This window comes from Nocardioides allogilvus (genome assembly GCF_003047285.1).
Classification (GTDB): Bacteria; Actinomycetota; Actinomycetes; order Propionibacteriales; family Nocardioidaceae; genus Nocardioides; species Nocardioides allogilvus.
Map to the genome: position 1 here is coordinate 1 of NZ_PZYX01000011.1, position 14,205 is coordinate 14,205.

Annotated in this window: 13 protein-coding genes; 2 read left to right on the forward strand and 11 right to left on the reverse strand. The window is 71.1% G+C overall.

Annotated features, from left to right (window positions below; all coding sequences use genetic code 11):
- Nucleotides 1–334 precede the first annotated feature (334 nt).
- Genes C9J87_RS15070 through argC form a run of 10 tightly spaced genes read right to left on the reverse strand, consistent with a single transcriptional unit; the run spans nt 335 to nt 9,987 of the window.
- Complete coding sequence (locus C9J87_RS15070) at nt 335–943, reverse strand: DNA-3-methyladenine glycosylase (RefSeq protein WP_036491494.1); 609 nt, start codon at nt 941–943, stop codon at nt 335–337.
- A complete protein-coding gene (gene argH, locus C9J87_RS15075; protein WP_010834711.1) occupies nt 927–2,351 on the reverse strand; it encodes an argininosuccinate lyase in 1,425 nt (474 codons plus the stop codon). Before argH ends, C9J87_RS15070 begins: the two co-directional genes overlap by 17 nt.
- A complete protein-coding gene (argG, locus tag C9J87_RS15080) occupies nt 2,351–3,781 on the reverse strand; it encodes an argininosuccinate synthase (RefSeq protein WP_107705944.1) in 1,431 nt (476 codons plus the stop codon). Before argG ends, argH begins: the two co-directional genes overlap by 1 nt.
- A complete protein-coding gene (locus C9J87_RS15085; RefSeq protein ID WP_010834709.1) occupies nt 3,782–4,312 on the reverse strand; it encodes an arginine repressor in 531 nt (176 codons plus the stop codon).
- Complete coding sequence (gene argF / locus C9J87_RS15090; RefSeq protein ID WP_010834708.1) at nt 4,309–5,244, reverse strand: ornithine carbamoyltransferase; 936 nt, start codon at nt 5,242–5,244, stop codon at nt 4,309–4,311. The genes C9J87_RS15085 and argF overlap by 4 nt, the downstream gene beginning before the upstream one ends.
- Nucleotides 5,241–6,410, reverse strand: coding sequence for an acetylornithine transaminase (locus tag C9J87_RS15095; protein ID WP_010834707.1), 1,170 nt, complete (start codon nt 6,408–6,410; stop codon nt 5,241–5,243). The genes argF and C9J87_RS15095 overlap by 4 nt, the downstream gene beginning before the upstream one ends.
- A complete protein-coding gene (argB, locus tag C9J87_RS15100) occupies nt 6,407–7,315 on the reverse strand; it encodes an acetylglutamate kinase (protein ID WP_010834706.1) in 909 nt (302 codons plus the stop codon). The genes C9J87_RS15095 and argB overlap by 4 nt, the downstream gene beginning before the upstream one ends.
- 13 nt (nt 7,316–7,328) lie before the next feature.
- Entirely contained in the window at nt 7,329–8,480 is a 1,152-nt protein-coding gene (gene argJ, locus C9J87_RS15105; protein WP_107705945.1) for a bifunctional glutamate N-acetyltransferase/amino-acid acetyltransferase ArgJ, read from the reverse strand.
- Nucleotides 8,477–8,950, reverse strand: a complete 474-nt coding sequence (locus C9J87_RS15110) for an ACT domain-containing protein (RefSeq protein WP_010834704.1) — start codon at nt 8,948–8,950, stop codon at nt 8,477–8,479. Before C9J87_RS15110 ends, argJ begins: the two co-directional genes overlap by 4 nt.
- Nucleotides 8,947–9,987 (reverse strand): N-acetyl-gamma-glutamyl-phosphate reductase, encoded by a 1,041-nt coding sequence (gene argC / locus C9J87_RS15115; RefSeq protein WP_010834703.1) that lies wholly within the window; start codon nt 9,985–9,987, stop codon nt 8,947–8,949. Before argC ends, C9J87_RS15110 begins: the two co-directional genes overlap by 4 nt.
- 45 nt (nt 9,988–10,032) lie before the next feature.
- Here argC and C9J87_RS15120 point away from each other — a divergent pair, with 45 nt between their 5' ends.
- Together C9J87_RS15120 and C9J87_RS15125 are read left to right on the forward strand one after the other, a co-directional pair.
- Entirely contained in the window at nt 10,033–10,812 is a 780-nt protein-coding gene (locus C9J87_RS15120) for a maleylpyruvate isomerase N-terminal domain-containing protein (protein WP_010834702.1), read from the forward strand.
- A gap of 36 nt (nt 10,813–10,848) precedes the next feature.
- Nucleotides 10,849–11,649 carry a maleylpyruvate isomerase family mycothiol-dependent enzyme gene (locus C9J87_RS15125; RefSeq protein ID WP_010834701.1) on the forward strand — a complete coding sequence of 267 codons (801 nt, stop codon included), beginning with the start codon at nt 10,849–10,851 and terminating at the stop codon, nt 11,647–11,649.
- 75 nt (nt 11,650–11,724) lie between these two features.
- Here C9J87_RS15125 and pheT read toward each other — a convergent pair whose 3' ends face one another.
- Nucleotides 11,725–14,205: a phenylalanine--tRNA ligase subunit beta gene (gene pheT, locus C9J87_RS15130; RefSeq protein WP_107705946.1), complete on the reverse strand. Its 2,481-nt coding sequence runs from the start codon at nt 14,203–14,205 to the stop codon at nt 11,725–11,727.

The following is a 14,205-nucleotide window of genomic DNA, read 5'->3' on the forward strand; positions in this document are numbered from 1 at the left end:
CAACCCCAACCAAAAGGCCAGAATCAAGTCACGGTGACGGGGCAAAACAAACTAATTCGTCGACTATGACACACTGTTGAGTTCTCAAACATCAGAGTCACCCAAGCGCCTCCGGCTGAGCCGGACTTGTCTTGGAGACAACCTGCAAAAACTTACCCGTCTTGGTCCTGCCCGTCAAACTGGGCTGAACCGATCAGGTGTCGGACGCGGCTGTAGCCAACTTGTTTGGCCTCTCGGCCCGAAGTTCGGCGTTCGCTTGCGGCGACAGGTGAAACATTAGACCCAAGGTGGCGAGCGTGCCAACTCGGGGTGGCCAGTTCACTGTTTGCGCAGGTCAGCGGCCTGCGCGTGGTTTGCGCACGACCGCCGGCCGGTAGAGCGACACCGACCGCTCCCCCGCCAACCAGAACCGCCAGGGGACATTTGCGGCTTCTCGCAGGCCCACACGGGGTCCGCGAGAAATGTTTGCGAGATCGGGCGTGTCCCCCAGCTCGAGCCGGATCCGGCCCGTTGCGAGGTCGCTTCCGTAGTCGGCCAGGTCGATGGCCAGCGCCCGGCACAGGCGGGCCGGCCCCCGGGCGAGGTCGCGGTCGGCAGCTCCGGGGCGCCGTACACGTGCGGTCTCGATGCCCTCGACGACCTCGCCCGCGCGCAGCAGCACCCCCGACGGGGTGCCTTCGGGGCCGACGACCACGTTGGCGCAGTGGTGCATGCCGTAGGTGAAGTAGACGTACAGGTGGCCGGGCGGGCCGAACATCGCCGCGTTGCGCGGGGTCCGGCCGCGGAAGGAGTGCGAGCCCGGGTCGTCGGGGCCGGCATAGCCCTCGACCTCCGTGATCCGTACGGCGACGTCGTCGCTGCGCAGGATCGAGCCCAGCAGGGCCGGTGCCACCTCGAGCACCGGCCCCGCCAGGCGGGACGTCAGGTCAGCGGAGGCGCTCACGACGCGCGGTGACCACGGTCTTCAGCTCGGCGAGCTGCTCGCGCACCCGCTCGGGGGCCGTGCCCCCACGGCCGTTGCGGGACTCCACGGAGCCCTGAGCAGTGAGCACCAGCCGGAGGTGGGAGGTGAGGGCGGGCGAGATCGCCGCGAACTCCTCGTCGGTGAGCCCGTCGAGGTCGGTGCCCTTGGCCTCGGCCGCACGCACACAGGCGCCGGCGACCTCATGGGCGATCCGGAAGGGTGTCCCCTCCCGCACCAGCCACTCGGCGATGTCGGTGGCGAGCGAGAACCCCTGTGGGGCGAGCTCGGCCATCCGCTCGGTGTTGTAGACCAGCGTGGCCACCTGACCGGTGAAGGCGGGCAGCAGCACCTCGAGGGTGTCCAGGGAGTCGAAAACCGGCTCCTTGTCCTCCTGGAGGTCACGGTTGTAGGCGAGCGGCAGGGCCTTGAGCGTCGTGAGCAGGCCCGTCAGGTTGCCGACCAGGCGCCCCGACTTGCCGCGCGCGAGCTCGGCGATGTCGGGGTTCTTCTTCTGCGGCATGATGCTCGACCCGGTCGACCAGGAGTCGTGCAGCGTCACGAAGTCGAACTCCCGGGTCGCCCACAAGATGATCTCCTCGGCGAGCCGGGAGACGTCGATGCCGATCTGCGCACACACGAAGGCGAACTCCGAGACGAAGTCGCGCGAGGCGGTGCCGTCGATCGAGTTGGCCGTCGAGCCGGTGAAGCCCAGCTCGCTGGCGACCAGCTCCGGGTCGAGGCCCAGGCTCTGGCCGGCGAGCGCCCCCGAGCCGTACGGCGAGTCCGACCGCACCCGGTCCTGCCAGTCCCCCAGCCGGTCGACGTCGCGGAGCAGCGCCCAGGCGTGCGCCAGCAGGTGGTGCGAGAGCAGCACCGGCTGGGCGTGCTGGAGGTGCGTGCGCCCCGGCATGATCGCGCCGAGGTGGGTCTCGGCCTGGGCGGCCAGCGCCTCGACGAGCCCGAGGACGAGGTCGGCCACCACCCGGCCGTGGTCGAGCAGGTAGCACCGGAACAGGGTGGCGATCTGGTCGTTGCGCGAGCGCCCGGCGCGCAGCTTGCCGCCCACCTCGGGCCCGACCTCCTCGATCAGTAGCCGCTCGAGGGCGCCATGGACGTCCTCGTCGGAGGGCGACGGCTGCAGCCGGCCGGAGGTGAACGCCTCGGTGAGGACGTCGAGCCCGCGGTGCAGCTCGTTCTCCTCGTCGGCCGTCAGCAGCCCGGCCGCACCGAGCGCCTTGGCGTGGGCGTGCGAGCCGGCGATGTCGTAGAGCGCGAGCCGCCAGTCGAAGTGCGTCGACCTCGAGAGCGCCTCCAGCTCGGGCGACGGACCGCCCTCGAAGCGACCGCCCCAGAGCTTGCCCTCGTTGGTCGTGCTGAGCTCCCCCATCAGTCGGTCCCGAGCTCCATGGCGGCGCTGTCGAGGGCCTCGTCGTCGAGCTCGTCGCTGCCGTCTGCACGGGCGATGCGGTCGGCTCCCCCGGGCTCGATCTCGCCGAATAGGTTGCCGTTCTCGACGAGCACGTGGCCCTGGTCCTGCGGCTGGCTGGCGTAGAGCTCGAGTTTGGCGCGCGAGTCGGCGATGTCGAGGTTGCGCATCGTCAGCTGCCCGATGCGGTCGGTCGGACCGAAGACTGCGTTGTCGGTGCGTTCCATCGACAGCTTGTCGGGGTGGTACGAGAACGCCGGACCGTCGGTGGCGAGCACCGTGTAGTCCTCGCCGCGACGCAGCCGGATCGTCACCACGCCCGTGACGAGGGAGGCCACCCAGCGCTGGATCGCCTCGCGCATCATCAGCGCCTGCGGGTCGAGCCAGCGGCCCTCGTAGAGCAGGCGACCCAGGCGGCGGCCCTCGTAGTGGTAGTTGGCGATCGTGTCCTCGTTGTGCACGGCGTTGAGCAACCGCTCGTAGGCGATCCAGAGCAGGGCCATGCCCGGCGCCTCGTAGATGCCACGTGACTTGGCCTCGATGATCCGGTTCTCGATCTGGTCGGACATGCCGAGCCCGTGGCGGCCACCGATCTCGTTCGCCTTCAGGACCAGCTGCACGGCATCGGCGTACGACTGACCGTTGATCTCGACGGGGCGGCCCTGGTCGAAGCGGATCGTCACGTCCTCGGTCTCGATCGCGACGGAGGGGTCCCAGAACTTCACGCCCATGATCGGCTCGACGGTCTCCAGGGAGACGTCGAGGTGCTCGAGGGTCTTGGCCTCGTGGGTGGCGCCCCAGATGTTGGCGTCGGTGGAGTAGGCCTTCTCCTTGCTGTCGCGGTAGGGCAGGTCGCGCTCGGTGAGCCACTGGCTCATCTCGGTGCGACCGCCCAGCTCGTGCACGAAGTCGGCGTCGAGCCACGGCTTGTAGATGCGCAGCTCGGGGTTGGCCAGGAGCCCGTAGCGGTAGAAGCGCTCGATGTCGTTGCCCTTGAAGGTCGAGCCGTCGCCCCAGATGTCGACGCCGTCGTCGTGCATCGCACGCACCAGCATCATGCCGGTGACGGCCCGTCCGAGCGGGGTGGTGTTGAAGTAGGCGCGGCCACCCGAGCGGATGTGGAAGGCGCCGCACGCGAGGGCGGCCAGCCCCTCCTCGACGAGCGAGGCGCGGCAGTCGACGGCGCGAGCGATCTCGGCGCCGTACTGCTTGGCACGGCCGGGCACACCGGAGATGTCGGGCTCGTCGGCCTGGCCGATGTCGGCGGTGTAGGTGCACGGGACGGCACCCTTCTCGCGCATCCAGGCGACGGCCACGGAGGTGTCGAGGCCGCCCGAGAAGGCGATGCCGACGCGCTCGCCGAGGGGAAGGGAGGTGAGGACCTTGCTCACTTAGTGGTCATCCTTTGCAGTGTGGTGATTGGCGAATTCGAGGAACCGGCGCGCGAGGGCTTCGCCGCCGGATGGATCGCGACCGATGACCAGGACAGTGTCGTCCCCCGCGATCGTGCCGAGCACGTCGCCGAGGTCGGCCTTGTCGAAGGCACTGGCCAGGAACTGGGCCGCGCCGGGCGGCGTGCGCAGCACGACGAGGTTGGCGCTCGCGTCGGCGCTGACGAGCAGCTCCGCGCACAGGCGCGCGAGCCGCTCGCGGGCACCGGACGACTCGCGGCCGCCGGTCGGGCTGCGGTCGCCGCCCTCGGCGGGTACGGCGTAGACGAGCGCCCCCTCGGGACTGCGCACCTTGACCGCGTCGAGCTCGACCAGGTCACGACTGAGCGTGGCCTGGGTGACGTGCACGTCGTGCTGGGCGAGCAGCTCGGCCAGCTCGGTCTGGGAGCGCACGGCGTGGTTGGTGACCAGGTCGATGATTCGCTGGTGACGCGCGTTCTTGGTCATGGGGCTGACGGCGGAGGAGCTCATCGGTCGTCCTCCCCCTGCGCGAGCAGCCACGCGAGCACTGCCTTCTGCGCGTGCCGGCGGTTCTCGGCCTCATCCCACACGGCGCTCTGCGGGCCGTCGATCACCTCGGCGCTGATCTCCTTGCCGCGGTAGGCCGGCAGGCAGTGCAGCACCATGGCGTCGGGCTCGGCCTTCGCCAGCAGCTCGCTCGTGACGGCGTACGGCGCGAAGAGCCGCGCACGATCGGCGGCCTCCTCCTCGCGACCCATCGACACCCAGGTGTCGGTGACGACGACCTGCGCGCCGGCCACGGCAGCCACGGGGTCGTGGCTGATCTCGACGCTGCCACCTGTGTCGGCGGCGATCTTGCGGGCCCGCTCGACGACGTCGGCGGCCGGCTCGAAGCCGGCGGGCGAGGCGACGGTGACGTGAAGGCCGGCCGTGGCACCGGCGAGCACCCAGGAGTTGCCCATGTTGCAGGCGCCGTCGCCGACGAAGGCGACGCGGGTGCCGGCCAGGGTGCCGAGGCGCTCCTGCACGGTCATCAGGTCGGCGAGCAGCTGGCAGGGGTGGAAGTCGTCGGTCAGCGCGTTGACGACCGGGACCCGGCCGTAGGTGGCCATCGTCGCGAGGTCGGACTGGTGGGCGGTGCGCCAGACGATGGCGGACGCCTGGCGACCGAGCACGCGCGCGACGTCCTCGACCGACTCCCGCGAGCCCATCGCCGCGAGCCCGCCGTCGACCGTCATCGGGTTGCCGCCGAGCTCGGCGATGCCGGCCGTGAACGAGACCTGGGTGCGCAGCGTCGGACGGTCGAACACGAGCGCGACCGTCTTCGGGCCGGCCAACGGCTTGGGCCCGTAGGGGTCCTTCTTCATCTCGGCGGCGAGGGCGAGCACCTCGGCCTGCTCGGCCGGGGTCAGGTCGTCGTCGGCCAGGAGGTGGCGGGTCACGCGGACACCTCGCTCGCGTCGAGGATCGCCGCCCAGGCGTCGATCAGGCTGTGAGCGTCGTCGTCGGTCAGCACCAACGGCGGCACCAGTCGGATCGACGACGGCGTCGTCGCGTTGAGGATGAAACCGGCGGTCTGCGCGGACGCGACGACCGATGGCGCGTCCACGGTCAGCTCGAGGCCGATCATCAGGCCCTCACCGCGGATCTCGGAGACGCGTGGTTCCACGAGGCCGTCGCGCAGGGTCTTGCCGAGCGCGTTGACGTGGTCGAGGAGGCCGTCCTTCTCGATCGTGTCGAGGACGGCGAGCGCGGCCGCGCACGCGACCGGGTTTCCGCCGAACGTGGTGCCGTGGTTGCCGGGCTCGAGCAGCGCACCGGCACGGCCGAGGCCGATGGTCGCGCCGATCGGGATGCCGCCGCCGAGGCCCTTGGCCAGGGTGACGATGTCGGGGGTCACGCCCTGCGCGTCCGGCAGCTGGTGGGCGAACCACGCGCCGGTGCGGCCGACGCCGGTCTGGATCTCGTCGAGCCACAGCAGCGCGCCGTGCTCGTCGCAGGCCTGCCGGGCGGCTGCGAGGTAGCCGGCCGGCGGCACGCGCACGCCCGCCTCGCCCTGGATGGGTTCGAGCACAACGGCGGCCGTCTCGTCGGTCACGGCCGCTGCGAGGGCCGCTGCGTCGCCGTACGGGACGAAGGTGACGTCGCCGGGCAACGGCTCGAAGGGCTCGCGGTAGGCGGCCTTGGAGGTGAGCGCGAGCGCGCCCATCGTGCGCCCGTGGAACGCCCCCTCGGTGGCGACGATGTGGGTGCGGCCGGTGCGGCGGGTCAGCTTGAACGCCGCTTCGTTGGCCTCGGTGCCGGAGTTGGAGAAGAAGACGTGTCCCTGGGCGCCGAGCAGCGAGAGCAGGCGCTCCGCGAGGGCGAGCTGCGGCTCGGAGGCGAAGAAGTTGGACACGTGGCCCAGCGTCCCGAGCTGCGTGGTGACGGCCTCGACGACGGCGGGGTGGGCGTGGCCGAGGGAGTTGACGGCGATGCCGCCGAGGAAGTCGACGTACTCCCGACCGTCGGCGTCCCAGACGTGCGCGCCCTCGCCTCGGGTGAGCAGCAGCTTGGGCGTGCCGAAGGTGTTCATCAGCGCGGAGCGGTAGCGCTCCTGCCACGTCATGACGGGTCTCCTTGGGCTGACAGGGCCTTGCGCAGCTTGGTCGCGACACCGGGCAGCACCTGGGTGCCGACGCCCTCGTCGGTGAAGATCTCGAGGAGTACGGCGTGGGGCTCGCGCCCGTCGATGACGGTGGCGCGCGGCACGCCGTTGGTGACGGCCTGGTGGCAAGCGGTCATCTTCGGCACCATGCCGGCGTCGAGGGAGGGCAGCATCTCCCCCAGCGCCTCGGGGCTGATCTCCTGGATGACGTCGTCGGAGTTGCCGTAGTCGAGGTAGAGCCCCTCCACGTCGGTGAGGACGAGGAGCTTCTCGGCACCCAGCGCGATGGCGAGGGCCGCCGCGGCGGTGTCGGCGTTGACGTTGTGGACCAGGCCGTCGATGTCGGGAGCGACGCTGGAGATCACCGGGATCCGGCCGGCCGCGACGAGGTCCTCGACGGCCTCGGGACGAACGTGGGCGACCTCGCCCACGAGCCCGAGGTCGACCTCCTCGCCGTCGACGATGGTGTTGGTCGCGGTGGCTGTGAACAGACCGGCGTCCTCGCCGGACAGGCCGACGGCGAGGGGGCCGTGCTGGTTGATCAGGCCGACGAGCTCGCGCTGCACCTGCCCGACCAGCACCATGCGGACGACGTCCATCGCCTCGGGCGTGGTGACCCGCAGGCCGCCGCGGAACTCCGAGGTGATGTCGAGGCGCTTGAGCATGGCGGAGATCTGGGGGCCGCCGCCGTGCACGACGACGGGCTTGAAGCCGGCGAAGCGCAGGAACGCGATGTCCTCGGCGAACGCCTTCTTCAGCACGTCGTTGGTCATGGCGTTGCCGCCGTACTTCACCACGATCGTCTTGCCGTGGTACTGCTTCAGCCACGGCAGCGCCGCGGCCAGGGTCTTGGCGTCGGTCTTCATGAGCACTTCCCCGTCATGAGCTGTAGGCGCTGTTCTCGTGGACGTAGGCATGGGTCAGGTCGTTGGTCCACACCGTCGCCCGGGCGTCGCCGGCCTTCAGGTCGATGGTGACGGTGACCTCGCGCCCGGTCAGGTCGACGCCTGCGGGGTCCTCGGCCGGGGTCGATTTCCGGCAGACCCAGACGCCGTTCATCGCGACGTCGAGGTCGGCGGGGTCGAAGGCAGCCTGGGTGGTGCCGATGCTGGCGAGCACCCGGCCCCAGTTGGCGTCGTTGCCGAAGACGGCGGCCTTGAACAGGTTGCTGCGGGCGACGCTGCGACCCACCTCGACGGCGTCGTCCTCGGACGCGGCGTTGAGGGTGGTGATCGCGATCTCGTGGTCAGCGCCCTCGGCGTCCTTGAGCAGCTGCATCGCGAGGTCGGTGCAGACCTGGGTCAGGGCGGCGGTGAAGTCCTCCGGCGTCGGGGTGATGCCGCTGGCACCACTGGCGAGCACGGTCACCGTGTCGTTGGTCGACATGCAGCCGTCGGAGTCGAGGCGGTCGAAGCTGACCCGGGTCGCCGCGCGCAGGGCGGCGTCGAGGTCGGCCGCCGGCACCACGGCGTCGGTGGTGATCACCACGAGCATCGTGGCGAGCGCCGGGGCGAGCATGCCCGCGCCCTTCGCCATGCCGCCGATGGACCAGCCTGCGCCCTCGACGACGACGTTCTTGGCCACGGAGTCGGTGGTCATGATCGCCTCGGCGGCGGACGCTCCGCCGTCGGCCGACAGGGCGGCGTACGCACTCTCGACGCCGGCGAGGAGGTCGTCGCGGTCGTTGGCGAGACCGATCAGGCCGGTCGAGCAGACGACGACGTCGACGGCACCGATGCCGACGAGGTCGGCGACCTTCTCGGCGACCGCGTGGGTGGTCTGGAAGCCGTCGGCGCCGGTGTAGCAGTTGGCGCCGCCGGAGTTCAGGACCACGGCCTTGACCGTGCCGTCCTTGACGACCTCTTGGCTCCACAGGATCGGGTTGGCCTTGCAGCGGTTGGCGGTGAAGACGCTCGCGGAGTCGAAGGTGGGGCCGTGGTTGACGACGAGGGCGAGATCCTTCGCGCCGGTCGACTTGAGGCCGGCGGCGACGCCGGCGGCGGTGAATCCGGCGGGGTGGGTGATGGTCATTTCTTGGTCTTCGTCTTTCCCTGGGAACGAGGAGCCCTGGTGGGCTTGGCGGGGACGGCGGCGATCACGGTGTGACCTCGTCGTCGCCAGGCCTCGGTCGCCTTCTCCCCGTCGACGAGCCGGACCATGATCCAGTCGGTGTCGAAGGTGGACAGCGTGTAGACGGGGACCTCCGCCTCTGCGAGCGGGACGAGCAGGCCCGCCAGGATGCCGACCGCGTCGGGGTCGAGCGTTCCCTGCACCTGGAAGGCGGTCAGGGGGCCGATGTGCGGCGTCTTGGTCGGGATCGTCCGGGTCGCGCAGATGACGCTCGTCTCGGTGGCCGTGGCGGTCATCGAGAAGAGGCTCGCGCTCTCGGCCCACTTGGGCATCTCCGCGCCGGGGCCGAGCCGCACGATCGCGAGCTTCTCGGGGAACTGGAGCAGCGTCAGGGTGGGACCGCTGGTCTCGGGTGTGGTCTGCTCAGTCATGGTGCGAGTCCGATCGTGGAAAGGCCGGTGGTCTCGTCGAGGCCGAGGGCGAGGTTCATGCATTGCACAGCGGCACCGGCGGTGCCCTTGGTGAGATTGTCGATGGCGGCCACGGCGACCAGCCGACCGGCCGTCTCGTCGACAGCGACCTGGACGTGCACCGCGTTGGAGCCGACGACCGCCTTCGTCTGCGGCCACTGGCCCTCGGGCAGCAGGTGGATGAAGGGCTCGTGGTCGTACGCCGCGGCGTAGGCCGCCCGCGCCTGCTCCTGCGTCACGTCGCCGGCCAGCGGCGCGGAGACGGTCGCCAGGATGCCGCGCGACATCGGCACCAGCATCGGGGTGAAGCTGACCCGGACCTGCCCGTCGTGGACGAGCGAGAGGTTCTGCGTGATCTCGGGCGTGTGCCGGTGGACGCCGCCGACGCCGTAGGCGCTGGCGTTGCCCATCGACTCGCTGCCGAGCAGGTGGGGCTTGAGCGACTTGCCCGCTCCGCTCAGCCCGCTGGCGGCGACAACGGCCACGTCGGGCTCGACGAGACCGGCGCCGAGCGCGGGGGCGATCGCGAGCGTCGAGACGGTGGGATAGCACCCGGGCACGGCGATGCGGCGAGCGCCGGCGAGCCGGGTGCGCTGGTCGGCGAGCTCGGGCAGGCCGTAGGGCCACGACCCGGCGTGCTGGCCGCCGTAGAACTTCTCCCACTGCGCGGCGTCGGTCAGGCGGAAGTCGGCTCCGCAGTCGATGACCACGGTGTCGTCACCGAGCGCGGCGGCGATCTCGGCCGACTGGCCGTGCGGCAGGCCGAGGAAGACCACGTCGTGTCCCGACAGGGTCTCCAGCGTGGTGGGCTCGAGGACGCGGTCGGCCAGCGGCAGCAGGTGGGGCTGCAGGCTCCCCAGTCGTTGGCCGGCGTTGCTCCCGGCGCTCAGCGTGCCGATCCGAGCGTGGGGATGGCCGAGCAGCAGGCGCAGCACCTCGCCCCCGGCGTAGCCACTGGCGCCGGCGACGGCGATCGAGAAGGAATCAGGCATGTGCATGACTATACAACACCTCGTATGTTCATCCGCTACTAGGGTTCGGCCGTGCTCTCCTTCGCCCAGTATCTCGACTTGATCGCCCACGACACCATGCGCGTCGTCGGCGCCATGAGACGAACCGATCCGTCGGCGCCGGTCCCCGGCTGCCCCGACTGGCGGGCCGGGGAGCTCCTCACCCACCTGATCGAGATGAACGACATCTGGGGCTGGCTGGTCAGCCACCGTCCCCACGACTTCGGCGAGGGCTTCGAGGGCGTCTCGGTCCCGGCCGCCCACGCGGACCGCCTCGACCTCCTGGACGTCACGAACCACCAGCTGGTCGAGGCCCTGCGACAGGCCGGACCTGACGAGCCCGTCTGCTACTTCGGCGAGCAGGCGCCGGCCGTCCGGGTGGCCAGGCTGATGGCGCTCGAGACCGTCATGCACTCGCGTGACGCGGAAGAGTCCGCCGGGATGGCCGTGACGCCGATCCCCGCGGACGCCGCGGCCGACGGCATCGCCCAGCAGCTCGCCCACCTGGACGACGGCGACCAGGCGGCATGGCTGCCCAGCGGCGTGTCCTTGACCAGCACCGACACCGGGGACTCCTGGACGGTGCTCGTCGCCGAGTCCGACCTCGACGGCACGCTGCGCCTCACCGACCAGGCTCCGGTGGGAGCGCAGGTCTCGGCCCCAGCGTCGACCTTGCTGCCCTGGCTCTTCGCCCGGACCCACGACCCCTCGCTGGTCACCGAGTCCGGCGACCCGTCGCTCCTGCGGACGCTGCGACTCGCCCTCGGCCACGAGGTGGCACCGCTCGGCCGGCGGCGGTGGTGGGGGCGCTGAGGAGTGTCGCGGTGTCTCACGCCCTAGGTTGAAGTCATGACTCTCCTGAGCCCCGAGACCTACCTCGAACACATCCGCGTCGAGTCCGCCCGCTTCCGTTCGGTGCTCGCCGACTGCGACCCGGACGTGCGGGTGCCCACCTGCCCCGACTGGTCGGCGGCGGACCTGCTGTGGCACCTCACGACCGTCCAGTGGTTCTGGAGCACGGTCGTGGTGGATCGGCCCGCCGAGGTCGACGAGGCCCTCGAGCCCGAGCGGCCGGCGGCGTACGGCGATCTGCTGGCCGCCTTCGACCGCTGGAGCACCGCCCTGGCGGACGCGCTCGAGGGCGTGTCACCGAAGGACGAGGCGTGGACGTGGTCGGAGGACCACACCGTCGGCTTCATCCTGAGGAGGCAGGCCCACGAGGCGCTCATCCACCGCCTCGACGCCGAGCTCGCGGCCGGCACGACGTCCGAGCTGCCCGCCGAGCTGGCTGCCGACGGCGTGCACGAGGTGCTGTCGGAGATGTACGGCGGGTGCCCGCCCTGGGGATCGTGGGAGCCCCTCCCCCACTACGCACGCGTCGACTGCACCGACACCGGTGACGAGGTCTGGGTGCAGCTCGGGCTGTTTTCCGGCACCGCTCCCGACAGCGGGGACGAGATCGTCGACGAGGAGGACTTCCACGTCGTCGAGCCGCCCGAGGAGATCGAGCCTGACGTCGTCATCGACGGCCCGGCGGGCGCCCTCGACGCCTGGCTGTGGCACCGCGGCGACGAGAGCGAGCTGTCGGTCGTCGGTGACGCGGATGTCCGCCAGCGGTTCCTGTCGGTGGTCGAGCACCCCATCAACTGACTGCCGCCCGCATCCGTCATCCGAAGTCGCACCCATGGGTGCGGATCGGTATGACGGATCGCGGGCGGCAGTGGGTCAGCGCTGGACCGCGCCGGTCCGCTCCGCGGCGAGCGCGACGGCGGCGTCGCGGGCGGCGGATGCCTCGCCCTCCTTGAGGGTCCGGTCGGCGGCACGGAAGCGCAGGGCGTAGGCCAGCGACTTCTTGCCCTCGCCGACCTGGTCGCCGGTGAAGACGTCGAAGAGCCGGATCGACTCCAGCAGCTCGCCGGCTCCCTCACGCAGGGCCGCCTCGACCGCTGCGGACGGGACGGAGGCGTCGACGACCAGCGCCACGTCCTCCTTCGCGACCGGGTAGGACGAGAACCGCGGGCCCGACACGACGGTGGTCGCGTGCTCCAGCAGGGCGTCGAGGTCGATCTCCGCCACGGCCGAGCGGGCCGGGACGCCGTACGCCTTGCACACCTTCGGGTGCAGCTCGCCCGCGTGCCCGATGACGCGCTCGCCGATCCGCAGCTCCGCGCACCGGCCGGGGTGCCAGGGCTCGCGGGTGGTGGAGGCGACCTCGAGCTCGACGCCGAGCTCCGTGGCCAGGGTGCGGATGGTGCCGATGGCGTCGGACCAGGACGCGCTGCGGCCCTCGCCCCACCAGCCCGCCTCCTCGGCGTGGCCGGTCAGCGCGATCGCCAGGTGCATCGGCTGCCGGGGCACGGCCTTCTCGATGCTGGCCCACTCCTCGTCCGTCGGACGCCGGTCGACACCGAGGATCGGGGCCCGCTCGTCGCCGGTCGGTGCGAACACCAGGCTGGTCTCGAACAGCGCCACGTCGGTGTTGCCCCGCCCGACGTTGCGGGCCAGGGCCTTGAGCAGCCCCGGCAGCAGCGTCGTGGCGAGCAGCGGCTCCTCGTTGTTGAGCGGGTTGACGACGCGCAGTGCGGTACGGCGGTCGTCGTCCGCCGGCAGGTCGAGCCGGTCCCAGTCGGCCTCGCCGACGAAGGGATAGCTGATGGTCTCGACCAGTCCCTCCCCGGCGAGCGTGAGCCCGACCCGGCGGCGCAACCGCTGGGACTCGCTGCGACCGCGCCCGGCCGGGGCCGGCGGCAGCACGGAGGGGACCTGGTCGTAGCCGACGATCCGCACGACCTCCTCGACAAGGTCGTAGGGGTCGGTCACGTCGGGGCGCCACGAGGGCGCCACCGCGGTGAGCGTCTCGCCGTCGAGCGAGACGTCGCAGCCGACGGCGGCGAGGTGGGCGAGCGTGGTCTCGGCCGCGATGTCGATGCCGCTGATCCGGGCCGGCAGGTCGACCGGGATGGTGATCGAGACCGGCGCCGGAGCCGTGCCGACCACCGTCGTGCCCGCGTCGGCCGTGGCGCCACCGAGCTCGACGAGCAGCTCGACGACGCGGTCGGCAGCCGCCTGCGGCAGCAACGGGTCGACGCCGCGCTCGAAGCGCTTCGACGCCTCCGAGTGGAGCTTGTGGCGCTTGCCCGCACGGAAGACCGTGACCGGGTCGAAGTGGGCCGCCTCGACGACGATGTCGGTCGTGGTCTCGGAGAGCTCGGTGCTCTCCCCGCCCATCAGGCCGGCGATGCCGATCGCCCCGTTGTCGTCCGCGATCAGCAGGTCGGCCTCGGAGAGCTGGCGCACGACGCTGTCGAGCGTGGTGAGCTTCTCACCCGCCGTCGCGCGCCGAACTCGGATCGGGCCCGCCAGCCTGGCCTTGTCGTAGCAGTGGTTGGGCTGGCCGAGCTCGAGCATGACGTAGTTGGAGATGTCGACACCCAGGCTGATCGGACGCATGCCGCTCTGCTCGAGCCGGGTAGCCATCCACGCCGGTGTCAGGGCCGTCGGGTCGAAGCCGCTGACCGTGCGCGCCACGAAGACCGGGCAGCCCTCGGAGTCCTCGACCACGACGGGGTGGCCGGCGTCGTCCGCGGCGGGAGTCGAGCGCGCAGCCGGGTCGGTGAACGGCAGCTCGAAGCCGAGCGCGGCCTCGCGCGCGATCCCCCGCAGGGACAAGGCGTAGGCCCGGTCCGGGTTGATCTCGAACTCGATGACCGGGTCGTCCATGCCGAGCACGCCGAACGCGTCGTCCCCGGGGGCACCGGCGTCGGCCGGCAGCACGATGATGCCGTCGTGGTCCCCACCGAGACCGAGCTCGGCGGCCGAGCAGATCATCCCGGCGGAGAGGTGGCCGTAGGTCTTGCGCTCGCTGATCACGAAGTCACCGGGCAGCACAGCGCCGGGCAGGCAGACCACGACGAGGTCGCCCTCGACGAAGTTGTGCGCGCCGCAGATGATCCCTTGGGGCTCCCCCGTGCCGTTGGCGTCGCCCACGTCGACGCTGCACCAGTTGATGACCTTGCCGTTCTTCTGCGGCTCCTTCTCGATGGTGAGCACGCGGCCCACCACCAGCGGGCCGGTGATCGCATCGGCCGGGTTGGTGACGGCCTCGAGCTTGAGCCCGAGCATCGTCAGCCGCTCGGTTAGCTTGTCCAGCGTGACGTCGGCCGGCAGGTCGACGTACTCGCGAATCCAGGAAAGTGACGCCTTCAT